19 protein-coding genes and 1 tRNA gene are annotated in these 23,008 nt (G+C 65.6%); 6 read left to right on the forward strand and 14 right to left on the reverse strand.

Translation table 11 applies throughout. The features are described 5' to 3' along the window. The first annotated feature begins 8 nt into the window (after positions 1–8). Both AC3A5N_RS12205 and yczE read left to right on the forward strand, forming a co-directional pair. Positions 9–755, forward strand: a complete 747-nt coding sequence (locus AC3A5N_RS12205; RefSeq protein WP_487737591.1) for an SDR family oxidoreductase — start codon at positions 9–11, stop codon at positions 753–755. A 112-nt stretch (positions 756–867) separates the two neighbouring features. Beyond that, on the forward strand, positions 868–1,488 hold the full coding sequence (gene yczE, locus AC3A5N_RS12210) for a membrane protein YczE (protein WP_487737592.1): 621 nt from the start codon (positions 868–870) through the stop codon (positions 1,486–1,488). Between the two features lie 54 nt (positions 1,489–1,542). On the opposite strand, the gene AC3A5N_RS12215 is transcribed toward yczE, so the two are convergent. Together AC3A5N_RS12215 and AC3A5N_RS12220 are read right to left on the reverse strand one after the other, a co-directional pair. Continuing rightward, positions 1,543–2,238 (reverse strand): response regulator transcription factor, encoded by a 696-nt coding sequence (locus AC3A5N_RS12215; RefSeq protein ID WP_487737593.1) that lies wholly within the window; start codon positions 2,236–2,238, stop codon positions 1,543–1,545. Then, the gene (locus AC3A5N_RS12220; protein WP_487737594.1) at positions 2,235–3,683 is read right to left on the reverse strand and encodes a sensor histidine kinase; all 1,449 of its coding nucleotides are present in this window, start codon (positions 3,681–3,683) and stop codon (positions 2,235–2,237) included. Before AC3A5N_RS12220 ends, AC3A5N_RS12215 begins: the two co-directional genes overlap by 4 nt. 279 nt (positions 3,684–3,962) lie before the next feature. Between AC3A5N_RS12220 and AC3A5N_RS12225 the strand changes: the two genes are divergently transcribed. The 3 genes from AC3A5N_RS12225 (at position 3,963) to AC3A5N_RS12235 (ending at position 11,268) form a co-directional block, all read left to right on the forward strand. Continuing rightward, complete coding sequence (locus AC3A5N_RS12225; protein ID WP_487737595.1) at positions 3,963–7,580, forward strand: beta strand repeat-containing protein; 3,618 nt, start codon at positions 3,963–3,965, stop codon at positions 7,578–7,580. Between the two features lie 329 nt (positions 7,581–7,909). Then, the gene (locus AC3A5N_RS12230; protein WP_487737596.1) at positions 7,910–9,103 is read left to right on the forward strand and encodes an acetyltransferase domain-containing protein; all 1,194 of its coding nucleotides are present in this window, start codon (positions 7,910–7,912) and stop codon (positions 9,101–9,103) included. Positions 9,104–9,195: 92 nt separating this feature from the next. Then, the gene (locus AC3A5N_RS12235) at positions 9,196–11,268 is read left to right on the forward strand and encodes a TonB-dependent siderophore receptor (protein WP_487737597.1); all 2,073 of its coding nucleotides are present in this window, start codon (positions 9,196–9,198) and stop codon (positions 11,266–11,268) included. A 147-nt stretch (positions 11,269–11,415) separates the two neighbouring features. Here the strand turns inward: AC3A5N_RS12235 and AC3A5N_RS12240 are convergent, their stop codons facing one another. From AC3A5N_RS12240 to AC3A5N_RS12260, 5 genes are all read right to left on the reverse strand, one after another. Further along, positions 11,416–12,531 (reverse strand): YihY/virulence factor BrkB family protein, encoded by a 1,116-nt coding sequence (locus AC3A5N_RS12240; RefSeq protein ID WP_487737598.1) that lies wholly within the window; start codon positions 12,529–12,531, stop codon positions 11,416–11,418. Positions 12,532–12,628: 97 nt separating this feature from the next. Next, positions 12,629–13,006 carry a VOC family protein gene (locus tag AC3A5N_RS12245; RefSeq protein ID WP_487737599.1) on the reverse strand — a complete coding sequence of 126 codons (378 nt, stop codon included), beginning with the start codon at positions 13,004–13,006 and terminating at the stop codon, positions 12,629–12,631. Positions 13,007–13,010: 4 nt separating this feature from the next. After that, complete coding sequence (locus AC3A5N_RS12250; RefSeq protein ID WP_487737600.1) at positions 13,011–13,589, reverse strand: flavin reductase family protein; 579 nt, start codon at positions 13,587–13,589, stop codon at positions 13,011–13,013. A 74-nt stretch (positions 13,590–13,663) separates the two neighbouring features. Next, complete coding sequence (locus tag AC3A5N_RS12255; protein ID WP_487737601.1) at positions 13,664–14,836, reverse strand: amidohydrolase family protein; 1,173 nt, start codon at positions 14,834–14,836, stop codon at positions 13,664–13,666. Positions 14,837–14,980: 144 nt separating this feature from the next. Continuing rightward, the gene (locus AC3A5N_RS12260; RefSeq protein ID WP_487737602.1) at positions 14,981–17,302 is read right to left on the reverse strand and encodes a TonB-dependent receptor; all 2,322 of its coding nucleotides are present in this window, start codon (positions 17,300–17,302) and stop codon (positions 14,981–14,983) included. A 540-nt stretch (positions 17,303–17,842) separates the two neighbouring features. On the opposite strand from AC3A5N_RS12260, the gene AC3A5N_RS12265 reads away from it, so the two are divergent. Then, positions 17,843–18,415, forward strand: coding sequence for a TetR/AcrR family transcriptional regulator (locus AC3A5N_RS12265; RefSeq protein ID WP_487737603.1), 573 nt, complete (start codon positions 17,843–17,845; stop codon positions 18,413–18,415). Between the two features lie 9 nt (positions 18,416–18,424). Here the strand turns inward: AC3A5N_RS12265 and AC3A5N_RS12270 are convergent, their stop codons facing one another. The 7 genes from AC3A5N_RS12270 to infA form a co-directional block, all read right to left on the reverse strand. Then, on the reverse strand, positions 18,425–19,267 hold the full coding sequence (locus tag AC3A5N_RS12270) for a hypothetical protein (protein ID WP_487737604.1): 843 nt from the start codon (positions 19,265–19,267) through the stop codon (positions 18,425–18,427). Positions 19,268–19,426: 159 nt separating this feature from the next. Beyond that, entirely contained in the window at positions 19,427–20,380 is a 954-nt protein-coding gene (locus AC3A5N_RS12275; protein WP_487737605.1) for an aldo/keto reductase family protein, read from the reverse strand. Positions 20,381–20,713: 333 nt separating this feature from the next. Beyond that, positions 20,714–20,789 (reverse strand) — tRNA-Phe (locus AC3A5N_RS12280). 86 nt (positions 20,790–20,875) lie between these two features. Further along, a complete protein-coding gene (locus AC3A5N_RS12285; protein WP_487737606.1) occupies positions 20,876–21,043 on the reverse strand; it encodes a DNA gyrase inhibitor YacG in 168 nt (55 codons plus the stop codon). Next, on the reverse strand, positions 21,040–22,011 hold the full coding sequence (locus AC3A5N_RS12290; protein ID WP_487737607.1) for a ribonuclease: 972 nt from the start codon (positions 22,009–22,011) through the stop codon (positions 21,040–21,042). The genes AC3A5N_RS12285 and AC3A5N_RS12290 overlap by 4 nt, the downstream gene beginning before the upstream one ends. Then, the gene (locus tag AC3A5N_RS12295) at positions 22,004–22,579 is read right to left on the reverse strand and encodes a Maf family protein (protein ID WP_487737608.1); all 576 of its coding nucleotides are present in this window, start codon (positions 22,577–22,579) and stop codon (positions 22,004–22,006) included. Before AC3A5N_RS12295 ends, AC3A5N_RS12290 begins: the two co-directional genes overlap by 8 nt. Positions 22,580–22,589: 10 nt before the next feature. Continuing rightward, a complete protein-coding gene (gene infA, locus AC3A5N_RS12300) occupies positions 22,590–22,835 on the reverse strand; it encodes a translation initiation factor IF-1 (RefSeq protein ID WP_047806247.1) in 246 nt (81 codons plus the stop codon). Positions 22,836–23,008 lie beyond the last annotated feature (173 nt).

Raw genomic sequence — 23,008 nt, forward strand, 5'->3', positions numbered from 1 at the left:
GAGACCATATGTCGACCATACTGATCACCGGATGCTCGTCGGGCTTCGGCCTGGAAATCGCACGCCACTTCGCGGATCGCGGGTGGGATGTCATCGCCACAATGCGATCGCCGCGGGACGACGTGCCGCTCCCGTCGGAGAGAGTGCGCATTCTCCCGCTCGATGTAACCGACCCGGCAAGCATTGCGGCCGCGATCGAGGCGGCGGGCCCGATCGACGCTCTCGTCAATAACGCCGGCATCGGCTTCCTCAACGCGGTCGAGGGAACGCCCATGGAGGCCGTCCGCGACATCTTCGAAACGAACACGCTGGGCACGATCGCAATGACGCAGGCGGTGCTGCCGCAGATGCGCGAGCGCAGGGCAGGGGTAATCGTGAACGTGACCTCGTCCGTCACGCTGCGATCGCTCCCGCTGCTCTCGGTGTATACGGCCAGCAAGGCGGCGGTGAACGCGTTCACCGACAGCGTCGCGCTCGAGCTGGCGCAGTTCGGCGTTCGAGTCCGCGTCGTCCTGCCGGGGCGTGCGCCTGACACCCGCTTTGGAGACAATGCCCGTGCGCGCATGACGAGCGGCTTTCCCGAGCCTTACGGCGAGCTCGTGCAGGCCGTCTTCGCGGGCTGGGAGGAGGATGCCGGGCCCGTCACGTCGGCGAGCGACGTTGCGGAGGCCGTGTGGCAGGCGGTCGTCGACGACGCCTCGCCCGCCCATATTCCAGCCGGCGCTGACGCGGTGGCGTGGGCGCAGGGGCGCTGAGATGAAGGCGTCCGGCGCGGAGGCGACTCGCGCCGGACCCGCAGGCATCGTCTACGGCTCATGTCTGCTGGAGCAGGTGGCTACTCACGGCCGCTTGTTATAAGGGGCCGCCATGATGATCCGCCGCCTCGCCCAGCTCTACGCCGGGCTTCTCCTCTACGGCCTTTCCATGGCGTTGATGGTTCGCTCCGTTCTTGGGCTCAATCCCTGGGACGTTTTCCATCAGGGCGTGGGTGAGCGCACACCCCTGAGCTTCGGCACGGTCGTCATCGTCACCGGCGCGGTTATCCTTCTGCTCTGGATCCCCCTCCGGCAGCGGCCGGGCATCGGGACGATCAGCAATATGATCGTGATCGGTCTCGCCGCAGACCTCGGCCTCTGGCTCATTCCGGAAGTCGAATCGCTGGCCGTTCGCGCCGCGATGCTCGGCTTCGGAATCATCCTCAACGGCGCGGCCACCAGCGCCTATATCGGCACAGGCCTGGGGCCAGGCCCGCGCGACGGCCTGATGACCGGGCTGGCGGCTCGCACCGGCTGGCCGATCGGCATGGTCCGCACGGGCATCGAGCTCTCGGTGCTCGCGCTGGGGTGGATCTGCGGCGGCACGGTGGGTGTGGGCACGATCCTCTATGCCGTCGCCATCGGTCCGATCGTCCACGCGACGCTCCCGTTCTTCACGATTGCTGCCAAATCGGACGAAAGCGACTCCGAGGCCGCGCCCGACCCGGCATGAAACCGCAGGTGCAGTCGAAGCAGATCGACTGGCGTGGCTGCTCGTGTTTGGCGCTCATTCCACCACGACCGATGCGGTAAAGGTATAGCCGACGCCGTAGACGACCTTGATGGCGGACGGGAGGCCGGTGGCTCGCCCGATCTTGCGGCGCAGGCGGCTGACGACAGCATCCAGATGGCGGTTGTCGAAGTGGCCGTGGGGCCGGGCGAGCGCCGTCACGAGGTCTTCTCTCGCGCAGGCCTCGCCCTGACGATGGCACAGCAGGTTCAGGAAAGCGAACTCGGTTGCCGTCAGCTTCAGCGCCTGCCCGTCTGGTGCGATCAACGCCCAGTTGGCAGTATCCAGGACCCAGCGCCCCTTGTCGCTGCCCTCCGTTGTCGGGAGATTTCCGGTTCGCCGGAGCAGGCTGCGGAGAGCGGCTTCGATCTCTCGCAATGTGCTGTGCTTGACGAGATAGATGTCGGCGCCGCTGTCGAAACCGCGGACGCGGTCTGCGCTGTCGCCGAACGCGGTCAGCATGATGATACCGCAGTCGTGACTCTGGCGGATCTCCGCGGCCAGGTCGAAGCCGTTTCCGTCGGGTAGTCCCACGTCGAGGAGGATGACCGCGGGCACTGGGTCGTCGGCCAGCGCAGAGCGCATGTCCCGCGCAGTCCCGGCCCTTGTGACCTCGAAACCGCGCAGTTCGAGAAAGTCGCCGAGATCCTGGCGCAAGCGCGGCTCGTCCTCGACGATCAGGATCCGGGTCACGCCGTCGCGCTCTCGTAAAGGGGCTGGCAGTCATGCTCGGCCGGCAACGGGATACGCACGACTGCCGCGGTTCCGCCATCCTCGCGGGCTTCGAGATCCAGCGTCGCACCGTGGTAGGCCAGGAGACGGCGGGCGGAATAGATTCCCAGGCCCGTTCCCATGATGGCTTTCGCGTTGGATGCCCGGAAGAAACGGCGGCCGACTTTGCCCATTTCACCTTCGGGAATGCCCATGCCCCGGTCGCGCACCTCGACGACGAGGCAGTCCCGCTCTTCATGCGCGGCGATCCTCACCGGGTAGTCGTTGGGCGAGTACTTGAGCGCGTTGTCGACCAAGTTGATGAGGATCGTGACCATCATCTCCGCATCGGCACGGAAAGCGATGTTCGGATCGTGCGCGGCGACGTCCAGCCGATCGCTGCAAGCTCTCATTTCGAAATGCCGCTGCACTTCCGCGATGACAGAGCCGATCCGGATCGGCTCCGGCCGGTACGTGCGCTCGCGATCGTCTGCCATGAACCGGTCGATCAGGGCGAACAGGCGATCGAGCGCTTCGTTTATCCCCGCAAGCCGCTCGCGCTTTGCCGCCGGCGACCTGTCGCCGGCGAGGCCGATCATTTCGGTAGCGTTGCGAATGACCGCGAGCGGGGTGCGGAACTCGTGGCTGACGACCCGCATCAGATCCACCTGTTCCTCCCGCAAGGCGCGCTCGGCTTCCAGGCTCGCGCTCAAGCGGCCTTCGAGCCGCCGCCGCTCCTGCACTTCGCGCGAGAGGCTGTCGTTCTTCTCGCGCAGATCTGCGGATAGCCGCGAACTCACCATGAACAGCAGGCATGCGAAAAGCGCGATCAGAAACAGCGTGCCCTGCAGCAGATACCACGCGTTGCGGTCCGCCAGGACCGGCGCGCTTTGGAAATCGGCGGGCAGGCCAAATTCGAGAATGCTCTGAACGATGCTCGCCAGCATGTATTCGGCAAGTACGGCGATCATGGCCCAGCGCAGAAGCGGCGGTTGCGTACGGTCGCGGGCGAGGCCCAAACACATGACCGACATGACGATCACGGTGAAGATGGTCGAGGCATGAATTCGGGCCGCCACGTCGCCTGGGTCCACCGTCATGATCGCGCTCCACGCGGCGACGTGAGCGATCAACAACGAAATGCCGATCCAGCTATATCGCGGCTGCCCCAGAAAGCGGGCAAGACCCTCGGCCAACAGGACGAGACCGAGCTTGATGATCGTGTTGGGAATAATGATTGCCCAGTCGCCCGGCTGGTCTCCGCGCAGGAGCATCAGCAACACGCCCACCGCCATCGCCACGAAGCCGGCCGCCAGAAACTTGAGTTCGTAGAGATGCCGCCATGCGCGCCAGGCGAAGATCCAGACCAGGGCCTGGAGGCATGCGGTCGCCAGCGTGACGATCAGTATTGTTTCTAGATCGAGCATGTGGGCCGCGTGTGCATGAAGTGCCTTATTCTCAACTTTAGTCATCTACTCAATGGTTTACGTTTCATTAACTATACAAACCGGCATTCTCCCACTGGCAGAATTGGTCAGAATTTACTGGAATTGATCGGTGGAACTGGCGGTCTTCGTACCGCTAGTTTGGCCGCACGACATGACGAAGCGCAGGGCGTCACGGGGCACAATCCGCAGCATCCGCTCGGATGATTCGCTCCCTCCATTCGGAATGGCGGCATCTTGCCAGATCAGGGGAGAAATATCATGGGTGCCACCCGCGTACCGAAATTGCTTGCCGCCGCCACCCCCTTCGCGATCGCGGCGGCTCTGGCGCTACCGGCGCCCGCCCAAGCCGACGCAACGGCGGAATGCAACGCAAATGCGGGTCCCGACGGTATTCCGGGGAACGCCGATGATCCGATCGAAACTCTGGAGTGCGGCGAGAACGCCACTGCTGCCGGCGAGGCCGGCACCGCAAGCGGGGCAAACAGCACCGCCAGCGGCTATCACAGCACCGCAATGGGCGGCGCTAGCACGGCGAGTGGCCGCGATGGCGTCGCGGTCGGGTATGACAGTGCCGCCTCGGGCGAAAACAGCATCGCTATCGGGGCCGTAAGCCGCGCCGAGGGCGCCAACAGCACAGCGATCGGCCAATCCAGCCGAGCCCTCAGCGCGAACAGTATCGCCATCGGCCAGTCCAGCCGTGCTAGCGCTGACAATTCCACTGCGATCGGTCGATCCGTCAGGACCGAAGGCCTGAGCAGCACCGCCACCGGCCATGCGAGTTTCGCGAAGGGTGACTACGGCACCGCCAACGGCGCTGAAAGCCTCGCGGAGGCTGAATCCAGCACCGCGATCGGCTATTATGCCCAAGCCGGAGGTCGGTGGGGGGAACCGCATTACAATGCTCGCACGACTGCCATCGGCGCCAACGCCGAGGCGGGCGCGACCGCCGACGGGCAGACCGACGCGACCGCGGTGGGCGAGAGCGCCACGGCCAATGCCGTTGGCGCCTCCGCTTTCGGCCAGGGCGCAAGTGCCACCGGCAACGGCGCGGTGGCGCTGGGGCAGGGTTCGGTGGCGGATCAGGTGAACACGGTGTCGGTCGGTTCGGCTGGCACCGAGCGGCGGATCGTGAACGTCGCTGAAGGTGTTGCTCCCACCGATGCGGTCAACCTTGGCCAGCTGCAAACGGCGATCGCTGCCTCCGGCACGGGCTTGATTGTCAGCGATAACACCCACGGATTCGGCGCGCCGAGTGCGACCGGCCCCTCTTCGCTCGCTGTCGGCGAGGGCGCCGACGCCTCCGGCGGCCGCAGCACCGCTGCAGGCTTGAGCAGCGAAGCCAGCGGCGACAACAGTACCGCGATCGGGGACACGAGCGGCGCCGAAGGTCCGAACAGCACCGCGGTCGGCACGTTCAGCTATGCCACTGGCGCAAACAGCACGGCGGTCGGCCAAAGCTCCCACGTCACTGGCGCGAACAGCACCGGCACCGGCCAGGACACTCGCGTCACGAGCGACTTTGGTACAGCGAACGGTGCCCAAAGCCTTGCGGTGGGCGAATTCAGCACTGCGATCGGCTATCGCGCCCAGGCCGGCAATGTGTGGGCGGGCCCATTCTCTCGCTCCAATGCCCGCACGACCGCCATCGGTGCCAATGCCGAAGCGGGTGGGACCGCCGATGGACAGACCGACGCGACCGCCGTGGGCGAAAGCGCCAGGGCCAATGCCGTCGGTGCCTCCGCCTTCGGCCAGGGCGCGAGTGCCATTGGCGACGGCGCGGTGGCGCTGGGGCAGGGTTCGGTGGCGGATCAGGCGAACACGGTCTCGGTCGGTGCCTCGGGGGCGGAGCGGCGGATCGTAAACGTCGCTGACGGTGCCATTGCCGCGGGTTCTACCGATGCGGTGACGGGCGGACAGCTCTTTACCACCAACGGGAACGTCGCGATCAACGCCGCCGATATCGACACCACCAACAGCCGCCTCGCCGCAGCGCTAGGCGGTGGCGCGGGGGTCGATGCGAACGGATTGCTGACACCGCCGAGCTATGTCGTCCAGGGTGGGACCTATGCGGATGTCGGCGGCGCGCTGGGCGCCCTCGACGCGCAGGTAACGACCAACACCGGCGCCATTTCGGTTCTCCAGGGGCAGGTTGCTGGCGGGTCGATCGGCCTCGTCCAGCAGGACTCGGCAAGCCGTGCGATCACGGTCGGCGCGGCGACCGACGGCACGGTGATGGACGTCGGCGGGACTGCGGGCGACCGGATTGTGACCGGCGTGGGCGCCGGCACGGTCGCCGCCGGATCGACCGACGCTGTCAACGGATCGCAGCTCGACGCGACCAACCAGGCGGTTGCGGCGGCCCAGGGAACGGCGGACAGTGCGCTTGCTGGCGCCACGACGGCGCAAGCAACGGCGACCACCGCGCTGAACGATGCCGCCGCGGCACAGAGCACCGCCAACACGGCACTGAGCAATGCCGCCAGCGCGCAAGGCACGGCGGACACGGCGCTGAGCAACGCGGCCGCCGCACAAGGAACGGCAGATACCGCGCTCGCCGATGCGGCGACGGCTCAAGACACGGCGGACACCGCGCTGGGCAATGCCGCGGCCGCGCAGACGACTGCCGACACGGCGCTCGCCAACGCTGCGACGGCTCAGACCACCGCGGATACGGCCCTGGCGAACGCGGCCACTGCCCAGAGTACCGCCGACACTGCCCTGACGAACGCCGCGACCGCGCAGGCGGCGGCCGACAATGCGGCAAACGAGGCGGCGCTCGCCCGGACCGAGGCCTCCACCGCGCAAACGCGGGCGGATGAGGCGCATACCCTCGCGAACCAGGCGATCGCCAGCGGCGCGGTGACCAAGGAGACGGCGGAGCTCGCGCTCACCAATGCCGCCAACGCGCAGGCCGCCGCCGACGACGCGGCAACCCGCGCCGATACGGCCCAAGAGGTCGCAGTGGCGGCGCGGACCAATGCCGACCTCGCCCGGTCGATCGCCGAAAGCGCTTCGGCCAATGCCCAAGTCGCCAAGGCGACTGCCGACGAGGCGCTGGCGCGCACTGACTATATGGCGATCAACGGCAGCGGCGACAGGCCGACGGCGACCGGCGCGAACGCTATCGCGATGGGCTCCGGGGCGAACGCCAGCGGCGATGATGCCGTCGCCATAGGCAACGGTGCGCAGGCGACCGACGGTGCGGCCGTGGCGATCGGGCTCGGCAACGTCGCTTCGGGTGACGGGGCGGTCGCGATCGGCGATCCCAACTTGGCGACCGGCCGCGGTGCGGTCGCGATCGGTGCGGACAATCGCGCGACCGGGCTCGCCGCGGTGGCGATCGGCGCGGACAGCGTGGCGGAGGGGCAGTCGGCAATCGCGCTCGGCAGCAATGCCCAGGCGACGGCCGCCGGAGCAGTCGCGATCGGCGAAAATGCAGTGGCGAACCGTGCGGGTCAGGTCTCGCTCGGATCCGCCGCTTCGACCTATACGCTGGCCGGGATCGGTTCTGCGGAGAGCCGCGCGGCGCAATCCGGCGCGGTGAGCTACGTCACGTCGGATGCAGCGGGCAATCTCGCGCTGGCGGATTTCGGGCCGGGCGACATCGCGGATATCCGCTTCGATCTCGACCGCGACCGCCGCGACGCGCGCTCCGGCATCGCTGCAGCGATGGCGATGGGCTACGCGCCGATGCCTTCGGCGCCGGGCCGGACCAGCTACGCACTCAACGGCTCGACCTTCCGCGAGGCGCAGGCGATCGGCGGCGCGATCTCCCACCGGCTGGACACCGAGGAGCCCTTCGCGCTCACCGCGGGCTTCGCGTACGCCGGCCACGGCAACAACGCCGTCCGCGTCGGCGTGGCCGGAGAGTTCTAGCCCGTAAACCTGCCGGCACGAGCGAGTGGAGCGGTTCATCGGCTTGGCGCCGGGCACATCCTGCCGGCGCCACATGACCGCTGTTGCGAGCCGGCGAACTCGTGACACGGCTGTGTGCGGCTCGGCTCACTCTGGTCGCTCCTTGGCCCATCAAGCGCAGCCGTGCGCTCGTGATCGAACCATACGCTGGCCGCATCGGTGATCCGTCGGCACGGTCCCCGCGACTTTGCACCACCAAGTTGCACCGCTTCCAATCGGGCGGATCCCACCCGCCAGATTAGTTCTCGAGGCTTGCGTTTAATGTCACGTTGTATCATTGCGCACGGGCAATGAACCAGATTTCCTTACCCGTCGCCGCTGCACCAACCGCACCCATCAGCATCCCCGGCGTTCGGCAGCGCATCACCTCGATCGACGCGCTGCGCGGGTTCGTCATTCTGCTCATGCTAGTCGATCATGCGCGCGAGTTCTTCTATTATCATGCGCAGGTCAGCGATCCGATGGACATCGGCGCGACGGATCCGGCGCTGGCGCTGACGCGCCTTACCGCGCATCTGTGCGCGCCGGTCTTCGTAGCGCTCACCGGATTGGGAGCCTTTCTCTACGGGGAGTCCCGAGGGGGAAGGGCGGCCGCGTCGGAGTTCCTGCTGAAGCGCGGGCTCTTCCTCATCGCGCTCGAGCTCACCATCGTAAACTTTGCCTGGACGTTCGATCTCACGCCTGCGCGGATATTCCTCCAGGTCATCTGGGTGATCGGGCTTTCGATGATCGCGCTGGCGGGCTTGCTGTACCTTCCGCGCCGCTGGCTGGCCGCCTTGGGGGTCGCCATTGTCCTCGGACACAATCTGCTCGATCCGATCGCGTTTGCGCCGGGCGAGGTCGGCTACGTGCCGTGGGCCGTGCTGCACGACCGCAGCGTCATAGACCTGCCGTGGGGCGGCGATGCGCGTACGTCCTACCCGCTCTTGCCGTGGATCGGCGTGATTGCGCTCGGCTATGCTGTCGGCGCCTGGTTCGGAGGCCATCTAACGCCAGCCGACCGGCAGCGGCGGCTCGTGCGGCTGGGCACCTGCATGCTCGCGCTCTTCGCGGTCCTGCGCACGATCAATCTCTACGGCGACCCGCTGCCGTGGACGGCGGGGCCGACCTCGCTCCACACGATCCTGAGCTTCCTCAACGTGACCAAGTATCCCCCGTCGGCCGACTTTCTGCTGCTGACGCTGGGTCTAGGGTCGCTGATCCTGGCATGGTTCGAGCGCCTTCCGGAAGGCGCCACGCGGCGGCTGGTCGTCTTCGGATCCGCGCCGCTCTTCTTCTACATCCTGCATCTCTACCTGCTGCACCTGCTCAATCTGGCCGCGACCGCGATCTGGGGACCCGGCGACGCGGCGCTGTTTAGCCTCTCCAGCATCGGCGCGCTCTGGGCGCTCGCGGCGGCGGTGGCGATACCCTGCTGGTTCGCCTGCCGCTGGTTCGGACGGGTGAAGCGAAGCAGCGGCCGGTGGTGGATGCGCTACCTCTAGCCGCACGCCACCGAAGAGGGCGGAGCCTGTTGACAACACGGTCCTCATTGGTCAGTGCGAAATGATACATCATAACTTTTAAGGGCATTCCCTTGTTGCATCGATCCTTCGCAGCGGCACTTCTGCCGCCGGTCTTGCTGTGCGCCAACTCCGCATCCGCCCAGGCCGGCGAGGCGGACACTCCACCTTCCGAAGATGGCGTGATCGTGGTGCTCGGCACGCGCCAGGCGCAAGCCGACCCGACCCTGTCGTCGGGGGCGGTGGCCGAGACCATGTCGCAATCGAGCCGCGCGATCGAGCGGGACCTCCTGACCGAAGCGGGGGTCTACCGGCTGTCCGAGGCGCTGGAACTGGTGAGCGGCGTCAGCAACCAGAACAATCGCGGCGGTGTGATGGACAACTTCGCGATCCGCGGCTTCCTCGGCTCACCCGATGGCGGCGCCGAGTACTACGTGGACGGGTTTCTGGCGAACCGCGGAATGGCTCCGCCCCGTGATCCCGCTACGACCGAGCGGATCGAGCTGCTCAAGGGCCCCGCCGGCGCGCTGTTCGGCGACATCGATCCGGCCGGCCGGGTCAACATCGTCAGCAAGACTCCGAGCTTCGAGCCTTCGGCCCACGCCATCCTCACCTACGGATCGTTCGACACTCGCCGCGCGGAGGTGGACGTGACCGGCCGCGTGACCTCCACGCTGGCCGCGCGGCTCGTGGTCGCCGCCGAGGACAGCGACGGATGGCGAGACCACGTTCCTCTCGATCGGCGAGTGGTGGCACCCTCACTAACCTGGCGGCCGAGCGATAGCGTTCGCATCACCTATGTCGGAGAGATCACGCGCTTCGACACGATGTTCGACCGCGGCATGCCGGCCATAGACGGCGATGCCAATGCCCTGCCGCGCGAGAACTTCTACGGCGAGCCGGACGATGGGCTGACGCACTTCCGCAACGAGAGGCACCAGCTGACCGGCTTCGCGGAGCTGGGCGGCACGTGGCGACTTAACGGCGGGATAGCATGGCGGACTGGATCGCTCCGGGGCTTCTCTTCCGATCAGTCGCGGCTGGTCGACGGGCGGACGCTCTGGAGGCAGAGGCGCTCGCGCGATTTCCTGGTGGAAGACCTGTCGGCGCGGCTCGAGCTCTCAGGCCGGATCGGCAGCCACCGCCTGAGTGTCGGCGCCAAAGGTTACATACTCGACTACGCCGAACGCTGGATGCGCCGCAATCCGAGCGCCGAGAACCCTTATGCGATCGACGTGTTCGATCCGGTCTACGGGACGCCCCCGCCCGAGCTTCTGCCCTTTACCAACAATGACGAGAACCGCTGGTCGGGGACCATTTACGCCGAAGACATGTGGGAGGTGAGCGACCGCCTGACGCTGGTGGGCGGCGTACGGCTGGATGCCTATCGCCAGCGCATCGTCAACAACCGCACGGGCGAAACCGGCCGCGCGATCGACGAGCCCGTCAATGTCCGCATCGGAGGGCGCTATCAGCTCAGCGACGTCGTCGCGCTGCACGCGAACTGGGGCGAGAGCTTCCTGCTCAATTCGGGCACCGACCGCGACGGGCAGGGCTTCGGCCCCGAACGCGCCGAGGGATGGGAACTGGGCGGCACCGCAAGCTGGTCCGGAATCGATCTCGCGCTTACCTGGTTCGATATCCGCAAGCAGGGCATCCTCACCAACGATCCCGTCGATCCGAATTATCTGGCACCCGTGGGCAGCCTCGACAGCCATGGGATCGAAGTGGACCTGTCGGCAAAGCTCGGGCCGCACTGGCAGATCGTCGGCAATTACGCCTGGACCCACGCGCGCGCCGACGACAGCAGTTTCGCCACCGACAACGTCCTCAACGTGCCCGAACATGCCGGCACCGTCTTTGCAGTCGGTGAGTTCGTGAACGAGGCGGGCCGGGGCCTTACGGTCAGCGCCGGCTTCAACTACGTCGGCGCGCGCCCGGGCGCGATCGACGCGAGCGGGCTCGTCCTCCCCGACTATGCCAAGGTGAAGGCGGCGGTGACTTACGCTTTCTCGCCCCGGCTGAGCGTCCGTGCGGAAGTCGACAATCTTCTCGACGAGCGGTATGCCCACAGCTCCTACAGCCCCTTGTGGATCTTTCCCGGCCAGCCCCGGACCATGCGCGTGTCGCTTCGCATGGGATTCTAAAGCCGGTCGTTACACAGGCGAGGCGTTCGGCGCTTCCGGCAACGTTCAAAAGCACTTGTTCATCACGCATCAGCCACCGCGCGACCGAGGCGACCTGTCGAAGGCGATCACATCTCCCCGGACGTGCCTTCGTACGACGAGGGAGAGCTACGAGCCGTCGCCGTCGGCCGGGTTCCGTGGACCTGCTTCCTCCAGTGTTGGGCGCTTCTTCGTTCCTGTATCGGTGAGCCCCGCGACTTCGTCGGCTGCCCAGGCGCCGCGTCGTCCTAGCGGCTCCGGCGGCCCGGTCGTGGTATCCCGGGCGGATTGATGCTCGATCTCGCTGTTCAACTCGGCGCCGAAGAGGAAGACGTAAGCCGACAGGTACATCCAGGTGAGAAGCATGATGATGGCGGCGAGTGATCCGTAAGTCTCACCGTAATCCGTCAGACGCGTGGCATAGAAGCCGAAGCCTGCGGTCAGCAGCAGCCAGGTTACGGCGGTGAACAGCGATCCGGGTGTAATCCATTCCCAGCGAGCGTCCTCGCGCGAGGGACCGAAGCGATAGAGGGTTGCCGCGACGGCGGCCGCAACCAGCCCTAGAACGACGTAGCTGACGCCTTTCCCAAGAAGGAGGACCGGCGCGGCCACTGGCGGCAGCAATTCATCCAGGGCTTGAACCGCCGCGGTCGTAGCCAGGCCCGTGAACGCGAGCAGCACTGCCGCTACGGTGATGGCGATTGCAATCAGGTAGAAGCGGAGCAGGCTTCGCTTCTCATCCTCCCCGTAGGCGATGTTGAGCGCGCTCATGATCGCTCCGGCGCCATTGCTTCCGCCATAGGCAGCGACCACGAGTGCCGCGACGAGGCCGTAACCCTTGGCCTGGGCCGAAGTCTGTACGACGCCGAGCATCAGCCGGCCAATCAGCTCTGCGATATCGGCGGGAAGTATGGCGGTCAGGACGCGCATATGGCCGACCACACTGCCCGGATCGGCGATCAGGCCGTATGCAAGAGCGAGAACTCCGAGCAGCGGCACGACGGCGAGAAAGCCGTAGTAGCCTACGCCAGCGGCGACCAGGCCGACATTGTCCCCCCAGGTCGCGGACCAGGTGCGGGCGAGAATTTCCTTCCACCCTGGAAGGGGCATCCGCCAGGGTGTTTCGGCCTGTCGGCCGTGCTCGTCGGAAACGTCTGCCCGGCGCATGTCGACACAGCGGAAAATTCGCTCCTCGGTTCCACCTAAAGCGTCGCCGGCCTGCTTGCCCACGATCAGGCGGGCCAATTTATCCGGCCATTTGCGATATGCAGAACGTTTGCACGGGCGGAGTGACGGCATGGACGCCCCGGCCGCGCCGGGCCAAGTCTGACCCCCGCGAAAATCACTTCTGCGTCTGGATCAGCTCGATCCGATGGCCATCGGGATCCGCGACGACGGCTATTCTGTGGCCGGAGAGTATAACGGGGTCGAGACTGATCGTTGCTCCGCACTCCACCATCTTCTCGAGTGCAGCCTCGATCTTCGTGACATAGAATCCGGTCGGTCCGTTCGCGTTGCCCGGTTCAAGGTTTCGCCCGTCTTTCCAGCGGCACAGGACAAGCGCGGCGCCCGCCACCGACGGCGTGAGAATGACCTCATCGAACGCACCGGCGTCGATCCGGCGTTTCTCGGTGAAGCCGAGACATTGGCAATAGAAGCCGGATGCGCGCTCGAGATCCGCCACGAATATCTTGTAGAACGCTGGCCGGGTCTGCTCCATCACCTTACTCCTCGATGTAGGCGATCGCCCCGAAGCGGCGGTTGCCGTAGACGAGGGCTTGCGGTTCCTGCCCAAGCATCACGCTGCTGACCGAGCAGGCAAAGACGCGGTGCGTTCCGATCACGTGAGACTGCAGGACATTGCAGAGCATCAGCGAAGCCGCGTCGCGGAGCGCCGGCGGCCGCCCGTCGCCGAACTCCCACGCGCCGTGTTCGAAGCGTGCGCAGCCGCGCACGCCGGTTATTCCGGCGAATGTCCTTGCCAGCGCCGCTTGACTTGGCCTGAGCGTATTGAGGCATAGCTCGCCGGCCGCGAGGACCGCATCGTGCGCCGCCGCTTTGCGATTTACCGACAGCAGGATGGACCGCGGATCGGTCGAGAGCGAGGTCACCGCCGTCACCGTCATGCCGTAATCGCTGCCGGCGTGGTGTGTGGTGACGATGTGAACCGCGCTCGCCAGGCGGGCCATCGCTTCGAGAAAATTCTCTAGAGGTTGGAGCTCGGTTCGGTTCGCCGGGAGCGAGAAGCGCTTCTCGGGAGGCGCCTCGTCAGGCGCTGGGGGCCGAGTGCGGAGTTCGCTCATGCAGGGGCGCCTGGTGAGAAGATGGGAAGGGGGAGGGCACCCGGCATGTGTCGGCCGCCCTCCTGCACCGTCGGTCAGGCGGCCAGCGCCGCGCTCGACTGGTAGTTCATCATCGCATCGTAATTCGTGCGATAGAACATGTCCTTGATCTCTTCGTCGACGCCTTCGAGCGTGCTTTCGAATTTGCCGACCGGATCCTTAGTCCCTTCCGGGTGGGGGTAGTCGCTCGAGAACATGAAGAGCTCCGCGCCGCCGTCGCGGATCATTTCGCCGACGTCCTCACCCGGGAAGGGGGTGAACTTGACGGCGCGGCGAATGAACTCGGACGGAAGCATCTCGAGTTCCTGGACGTATGGGTCCGTCCGCTTGAAGGACTTGTGCGCGTAGTCGAGGCGGCGAAGGAAGTCGGGGACCCAGCCCGCGCCGGACTCGATGACGCCGCCGCGCAAGCCCGGATAGCGCTGGAACATGCCGTCGTAGACCATAGCGGTGAGAAATTCCTGCGGCGCGAAGCAAAGCGAGGTGAAATCCGCAAAACGCAGATTCTCCCCGCCGCCGTGGAGGTCGGGCGCACGTTCGCGGCCATTGTTGTGGTAGCCCTTCGGCTGGGTCTTGGTGCCCGTTCCAATGTGGACCATGAACGGGATCTTCCGATCCTCAAGCATTTTCCAGAACGGCGCGTGATCGGGATGGCCGGGGGACATGCCGCCGCAGGGCATCGGCGCGACGCCCACCGCACCCGCACCTGCATCGATTGCGCGCTTGGCTTCGGCAAATGCCAGGGCAGGATTGTCGAGCGGGACGTAGGCGACGTTGACCAGCCGTTTGTCGCCATCGCAGAACGCCTGCTGCGCCTTGTTGGCAGCCCGAACGATGGCGTACTTCTCTTCTTCGCTGTCGGCCTTGCCCATCGCGGCGAGGCAAGCCGTCGTGAAGACGAGCTGGCTGGTAAAACCATACTTGTCGAGCATGCGGGCCCGCTCGCTTGCGTCGAACGCGCCGAACGCCATCCACCCCTTGTCGCCTGAGATCGGATCTTCGGCCGCGGCTGCATCTGCTTCCGGATCGTCCGTGCGCGCTTTCGCCTTTTCGATCATGCCGACGACGCGGCCCGACTTATCGGCCTTGTAGAGGGTGCCGTACTTTTCCCGCAGTTCGTCGCTGTCGAGAAATTCGTAGATCCAATCGTCGGTTTCCATGGTGTGGCTGTCAGCGTCGTTGATGACGCGCCCGTAGGCGTAATTCATAGATCATCTCCCAATTTGAAACGCAGGCCCTTCAAAAATCTGTCTCGCCGCGAACAGGGAGGGCGGTCATCCCAGTTGCGGCTAAAAATGGAGCGGGCAGCTGCGGCGACGGATGCTGTCCGCATTCGCCGCCCGCTCCAGTCGTCAATCACCAAGGCGGACTCGGAGAGTGAGGCCCGCCTGGCGCTCGCGGTAACGAGAGAGGTACTGGGCGTAGCCGCCCGAGGTGTCGGCCGAGTTCGGCGTGATCAGTGTCGCATACTGCTGGTCGGTGATGTTGCGGACGAAGCCGCGCAGTTCGAACAGACCATCGGCGAAAGACAGCGCTGCCGAGGCGTTCCAGATCCCGTAGGCGGGCTGGATCGTCATGGGATCGCCCGTGGCCGAGAACTGCTCGTCGTCTTGCCAGGAGTAATCGGTGGCAAGCAGCAGGTCCACGTCGTCCGCAACCGGCGTCTCGAAATTTGCCGCGACGTTGAACTTGAACTCGGGCGAGTTGGCCAACTGGTTGCCATGAACGTCGATTACGGGGCGCCCATTGACGAGGCGACAGCCGTTGCTGAGCGTCGGCACGGTATAGGCATAAGGGCATGAGAGTCCGTCCAGATCACGGTACTCGCCGTCGACGTACGCAGCGTTCGCCGACAGGTTCAGGCCCCGAACCGGCCGGACCGTGAGCTGCGCCTCGACGCCTTTGGTCACAAGGCCGCCCGCGTTGGTGGTCCGGAAATCCGGCGGATTGGTGCTGGTGTCGTAGATCTGGGTCTGGAAGTCTTTGAACTTCTCATAAAAGACTGCCGCGTTGAAAGTCGCCGCTCCGCCGAGGAAGCGCGACTTCACGCCCAGATCGTAAGCCATGACGGTCTCGGGGCGGATCAGCGGGCTGACGTCGGGCTGGACGATGCCGGTCGAGGCGAGCCCTGGTCCTTTGTAGCCGCGCGCTACGTTGGCGTAGACCATGACATCCGGGGCAACGTCATATTCGCCCGTGATCTTCCACGAGAAGTTGGTCGAGTTGCCGCGTTCCACCGTATCCCCTGCGACACTGCCGATGATCGCCGAGGAGCCGGGAAGGGCGCCGGGCAGGTCGTAGGCGACACGGCGGGCACGCAGTTCGTCATGCGTCAGGCGGCCGCCCACCCGGATGCGGAAAGTGTCTGTTGCGTTCCAGGTGACCGAGCCGAATCCCGCGTAGCTCTTGCTGACGAAATCGGTTTCGATGACGCCAACGACCAACGGGGCCGGCGCCGGACCGAGCAGGCGCCCGCCGGCACGGAAGAGGACATCGTTCTTGCCGCGGAAGTAATACAGACCGGCGAGCCATTCGATCGTCTGCCCCGGATCGGAGGCAAGCCGCAGCTCCTGGCTGAACTGCCGATAACGATAGTCGCCCCCGTTGTAGTCGAAGCGGTCGAGCGGCGTCTGATCGCCATCGAAGTCGAGGATGTGGTGATTGTCGCGCACACCTGTGATCGAGGTCAGCGACATGCCGCCGAGATCGATGTCGACTTGCCCCGTAAGACCCTTGTAACGGCGCAGCGGCGCGCCGGGGTACGTGCCGGTTGGCCTGCCAAAGACGACCGAGAGATTGTCCGGACCGGGTTCGATTCCGTATTGGCCCAAGTAGTTCGCGAGATTGGCGTTCTCGCCGAGCGTCAGCGCGGTCGAGAAGCAGCAGACCGATGTGTCCTTCGCGTAGTCGCCGGTCACCAAAATACTCACGGCGTCGCTCGGCTCGAACAGGACTTTGCCGCGAAAGCCGTAGTTGCGTGTACCGTTGTAGTCTTCGCCCAGATACGGGTTGTGGATGAAGCCGTCGGTGCGGTTACGGAAGCCGACGAGGCGCACGGCCAACTGCTCGCCCATCGGCAAGTTGACGATCCCGCTGTTGCGAAACTCTCCGTCGGTTCCGACGGTGGCGGACATCTCGGCGGCGAACTGGCCGAGGCGCGGCGCGTTGGTGACAATGTTGACCAGCCCCGCCGACGCGTTCTTGCCGAACAGGAGACCCTGCGGCCCCTCCAGTACTTCCACGCGGTCGATGTCGATGAGAGATGCGGCTGATTGCGGCTGGCCGAGCACGACACCATCGACGACGGTCGAGACGCTTTGCTCGACGGTCGAGGAAAACGATGACGTCCCGATTCCGCGAACGGCAAAGGCGGACGACATCGGCATGGGGTTGTCGCGGAACGTCAGGGTAGGCGCAATCCGCGTGAGATCGCGCGAATCTACGATCTGCAAGGTTTCGAGAGCCTCACCACTAGCGACGGTTATTGACTCGGAGACGTCCTGGACGTCCTCGACCCGCTTGCGTGCGGTGACAAGGATGACGTCCCCGGACGGTACTGTGCTGCGGGCGGAGTCCCCCTCTGCTTCCTGAGCGGCAAGCGGCGTCGCGCCGAGCATGCCCGCGGCCGCCACGGTCGCAAGCGCGCCTGCGTGCCCGAAAGCCTTCTTATTCATATCTCTCTCCCATTGCGGACTCCTTGAGAAGTCTTGCGAGGAACTTGTCACGTAAATGGAGAAGGTGTCAATACGTAAACAGGCAACATAGTCGTGCAAGATGCACGGTCTCGCGATTCGCAAAACAGATTATGGAGTTTCGGTCAGTAGTCTGCTTCTCGAAGATTCATCGCCCCCCCTCTCGCGTGCTTGGCCGCTCGAGGGGAGCCCTCACTCGGGGCAAAGCGCCTGCTCGCAAGGCGCTGCGGCAGAGCGTGTTCGGATCTGCGCCGGGAAAGCACCGTGCCGAGGTGGCGGATGCCGAGCACTCCGAACGCAACCTGTGTTATTGACAAGAAATCAAATACCGGGGTTTATCTGATTTCAGCGACAGCGAGAATCCAGGTCTGGATCGGGCATCAAAGAGAACCGCACCAATGACGCGAGGGACAAGATCGCCCCATCGTGCGCCGGGCGCGGCTCACCTTTCCATTCCCGCTGCTCCACCTTATGGTCCGCTCCATGAGTGAAGGCGCGCGCGAAGTGGAACTACAGCCCCGCATGCGCGCGCAGGATCGCGTCGCAATGATGGTGCTGGAGGCGGATCGTCAGATTAATTCCGGGCGATCGGCGCGAATTGCTCCCGCCGATATCGCGGCTGACCTGGGGACGAGCCGGTCGCTGGTCTATTCCTACTTTCCTGATCTCAACGCGCTGCTCATCGCTGTGCTCGACCGCCATGCGGACCTGCTGCTGGAGGCTCGTCTCGATCGAGCCGCAGATCGACAGGACATGCTGGCGGCTGCGACCGATAGCGCCAGCATCTATCTCGATCACATCGTCACGCACGGTTCGGCGATCGAGCTCTGTTTTCGCGAGCGGTGGCTCGTTCGCCACCTGCACGGCCGGATGAAAACGCTGGCCAACAGCGTCCTCCGGAATCTGGCACGCAAGGTCCAGGGTGAGCTACGCTACGGTCCGCGCGAGGCGCTGGGCATCGTCCAGATTCTCCAGGCCATGCCCGAAGAGAGCGCACGGCTTGTTCGCAGCGGCGATATCTCGCTGGAAATGGCGCATGATCTTTGCCGCCGGCATATCACGGCCTCACTTGAGGAGCTGCGACCCCAGCCCTAGCGCCCGTACCTAGGCGGCGCGCTGGGCGTTGCTGCTAACGCAGCCCATCACCATCGGCAGGCACAAGCGGATTCCGGCCTCGATCGATAAGTCGCGATTGGCGATGAGCCTGCCCGTCCGCAGGCAGAGCGCAGTGACCAGCCGGTTGCTGCCGAGCGCCTCCTCCTTGCTCATTCCGTAAGTCATCGACATCGAGTTGATAATCGGATCGGTCAGCATCGCGCGCGTCGCCGCGCGTTCGCGCCGCAGGATCTCGCGCACCTCCGTCTCGAGCAGAATCGACTGGAGCAGAGAGCCCCGCCGCCCGGCTTCGTTCAGGTAGTTTACGGTGGAAAGGACGATCTGTGTGATCCGGTCCTGGCCACGCAGTACGACGCCCTGCCTTGAGCGTTCGAACTCGCGGATCTCGCGCCGCGCCAGTTCTGCCAGCACGTCGACCCGGCGGGCGAAGCAGTTGTGCGCCTGCGCCTGCGAAATGCCGGCTTCGCGCGCCAGGCGGTTGAGGCTGAGCTCATCAACACCCTCCTGCTCGACGATGTGCGCGGCGATTTCGAGTAACTGCGCCCGACGTTCCTCTATCGGCAGACGGGTGCGTTTTGTCTTCGACAGCATGGGCTTGGGCTTACTGGTACCGGGCTCGTACGCGGGAAGTGGTGGGCGAATACGGGCCCGTTCCTTCGCAGAGAGCCGCCAGTAGCTGCGCTTTGGTCGCGGCACCTCGAGCCGATCGCACATTTTCGCCAGACCACCCGGCGTGAGGCCAAACGCATCGGCGATCTCGCTGAGCGGCGAGGACCAGACGGCTTCGAACAGCTTCGCGCGATCCACCGATGGTCGAACTTTGCCTTTCACCAACGCCTCCCTGTGCAGCCACCCGCGCCGATCCGGGCGAGCATCGAACAAATCTGAATCCAAAGTACCGTCTCATAGCGCTAGCTATCCGACAGCACAGCCGTAGCCCATGTCCTATCTGCCGTTCCGCGATTCCGCATCTGGGGAGACGGGGTGGGCCTATTGCCGCTCGTCTAGCGACGCTGCGACTATCCGTTCCGCCTCTGCAAACAAGGCAGGGTCCACCTTAGCCTCGGAAGCCGCGGCGTTCTCCTCCACCTGCTCCGGGCGAGAAGCTCCGACGATCGCGGAGGCGACGTTCGGCTCCCGCAGGACCCAGGCGAGCGAAAACTGCGCGAGGCTGAGCCCGGCCTCCTGCGCCACCGCCTTGAGGCCCTGCACCGCTTCGAGCACAGCGGGCCGCATCAAGCGGTCCATGAAGCCACCCATCTCATCGCTGGCCGCGCGGGTACCTTGAGGCGGCGGCGCTTCGGGCGAATATTTGCCGGTGAGGACGCCCTGTGCGAGCGGGGACCAGACTATCTGAGAGATGCCGTTGGCGGCGCAAACCGGAATCACGTCATTCTCCGGCTTGCGCCAGAGCAGCGAATACTGAGGTTGGCTCGAGACGAACCGCTCCACGCCGGGAAGCTCCATCGCAGCCTCGATCCGGTCTGCAGGCCACTCCGAAAAGCCGATGTAGCGCACCTTGCCGCTGCGGACCGCCTCGCTCAGCGCCTCCATCGTCTCCTCCAGAGGCGTCTCTTCGTCGTAGCGATGGCACTGGTAGAGGTCGACATAATCGGTGCGCAGGCGCTGGAGCGATGCGTCGAGCTGCTTCTCAATCTGCGCCCGCGATAAACCGCGATCGGTCTCGGTCATGGGGAAGTAGAGCTTGGTCGCAAGAATGTAGCTGTCACGCGGGCGGCCGGAGAGCGCCTCACCGAGGAAGCTCTCTGCAGCGCCGCGGCCATAGATGTTGGCTGTGTCGATGAAGTTGATGCCGGCGTTCAGCGCGGCTTCGAGGCAGCTTCGCGCCTTCTCGGCTCCAACACCCACGCCGTACGTCAACCAGGACCCCAGTGAGATTTCGGACACCTGAAGCTGGCTCGAACCAAGCTGGCGATACTTCACATGCATTCTCCCGATCTATTCTCGTGATGCTGTTTGGCGCCGCGGTCGTGGCGTCATCATTTCGGACATTTTTGCGGATGGCGGCCGATTCTTACCAGGACTTTCGCGTTTTGGGTCGCATCTCCGGGGGGAAGGGAGGTGGTCAGCCGATTTTCGATCGGGGGCGCATTTTCGAAGCTCGGCACCACCGTTTCGAACGACGGATATCACGTGGCCGACTTAAGCTTTGAAGACAGGAAATCAGGGCGTTCGTACGGTTGCTGCGCGAGGCGGCGTCATCGGCCGTCAGCTCCGCCGGCCCGTAAAACGAATATCCGTCCTGAAGATAGGCAATGGTGCCCAGGGACGGAGTCGAACCGCCGACACTGCGATTTTCAGTCGCATGCTCTACCAACTGAGCTACCTGGGCGCACTCTGCGAACGTCCCCCGAAAGGGCCGGCGAGCGGTTGGAAGCGGCCCTATGGCGAAGGGCGTGGAGCTTGGCAAGGGGGGAATCAGTCCTCCTTCGCGATCTCCTCCGGCGCTGCCGGACGGCCGGGAACGGCGTAGCCGTCGTTGAACCATTGGGCCAGATCGCGGTCGCGGCAGCGGGCCGAGCAGAACGGCGCGAATTCATCGCTGCGCGGCTTCCTGCAGATCGGACAGGGCTTCGGCTTGCTCATGAGGCCACCGCCTGCGCGAAACCGCCTTCGAGCGCAAGGGCGGCGTCGGCCGCTATCCGCACCTCGCGACCCGTGCGCCGGGCGAGCTCCTCGCGCCATTCGGGCCGCAGCGCGGCCTCGACCGCGGGATGGCAGGTGAGCAGCAACGCACCCGGTTCCGCCACCCGCTCTGCCTGGCGCAGCAGACGGCGCGCGGCAAAGGCCGAGCGCGAGAGGCGCGCGAGATGGAGCAGGGAAGGACGCTCCAGCCGCGCGACGAGCTGGACGAAGCCGAAGCCGTTCATTGCGGTCCGTTCGTGGGGCCAGCCGTCGAGCGCGGCCCCCAATGCCTCGTCCACCGCGCGCCGGTCCGGCTTGGCCTGCAGCGTCGGAAAGTCGATCCCGACCGATCCGCCGAGATCGAAGCGGCGGAACGCCTCGGCTAACGGCGTCACGGCAGCGAGCGCAAGCTCGCGCGGCGGCAGCGTCCCGTCGATGTCGACCACGGTCATCCCGGGTGTCGGTGCGAAGAGCAGCGTTCCGCCCGCGAAGGCGATCGTCGCGTCCAACGCCTCGCCGGTCAGTTCATCCCAGCCGCATTCGGGGAAGCGGTGCACGGCCTGCACCGCGTGTCCTTCCGCTTGCAGGCGTTCGGTGAGGGTGGGGCTGGCCGGAACCTTGTCGCTGGGCCGCGCCTGCGCGAGCTTGGTCCGCCCGCGCTCGCCGATCGCCGCGCGGACAACCTCGACGCGGATAGCTGCGCCTTCGCTTGCCTCGCGCGGCAGGCGATCGACCAGCGCTTCCTCGCCGCTCGCGAACCGCACCGTGCCGCGAGCCGCGCCCGCCGCACGCGAGACCAATGCCGCGTCGCCCACCTGTCCCGCCGCGAGCCGTCCCGGCCATTCGACCCGTGCCTGGACGATACGGTCGCCGGAGAGACGCACCGCGCGGTGCTCGCCGATGCCTTCCTCGACCAGCCAGTCAGCCAATGCGGAAGCCCGCGGCCTTGAGCAGCGCGCGGGTCTCGAACAGGGGCAGGCCGACGACGCCCGAATGGCTGCCCTCGATCCAGGCAATCAGCCCTTCGGCCGCGCCCTGGATGGCGTAGCCGCCCGCCTTGCCGTGCCATTCGCCGCTGGCGATGTAGGCGTCGATCTCCTCGTGGCTCAGCCGCTTGAAGCGCACGGTCGTCTCGCTGATTTTCTCGCGTAGCGTGCCGTCGGGCGCGCGCAGGGCGATGGCCGAGAGCACGCGGTGGCGCCGGCCGGACAGGAGATCGAGGCACGCACGCGCGGTCGCCTCGTCCTCCGCCTTGGGCAGGATGCGCCGGCCGGCGGCGACCACGGTGTCGCCTGCCAGGACATGGCCATCGTCGCTCGCCGCCGCGGCCGCCTTCTCGCGCGCCATGCGCACGGCGTAGATGCGGGGGAGCTCGCCCTTCAGCGGCGTCTCGTCGATGTCGGCCGGTGCTACGCGCGCAGGCTCTATGCCGAGCCGCGCCAGCAGTTCGCGGCGCCTCGGGCTGGCGGAGGCAAGAATGAGGGAGGGTGTTGGCACCCCCGCGCGCTTACTGCGGGCCTGGCCCGCCGCGTCCGGGCATGAAGCGATAGGTGATACGCGCCTTGGTAAGGTCGTAGGGCGTCAGCTCGCACAGGACCTCGTCGCCGACCAGCACGCGGATGCGGTTCTTGCGCATCTTGCCCGCAGTGTGGCCGAGCACTTCATGACCGTTTTCGAGCTCCACCCGGAACATCGCGTTTGGCAGCAGTTCCACTACCTTGCCGCGCATTTCGAGGAGTTCTTCTTTGGCCATGCAGTGGTTCGTTCCATATGATTTTGAGTCGAGTAGGGCGCGCCCTTTAGCGGCGGAAGGCGGAAAAGGGAAGCCCGCCGAGCGCAGAGGGCGCAAACTCCTGAATCGTTCGTCAATCCTGGGGAAAGCATCGCGCGACAATTCGTTACGCGGGCGGGGATTGCGCGTCCGGC

Source organism: Pelagerythrobacter sp. Soil_C_18 (genome assembly GCF_057657235.1).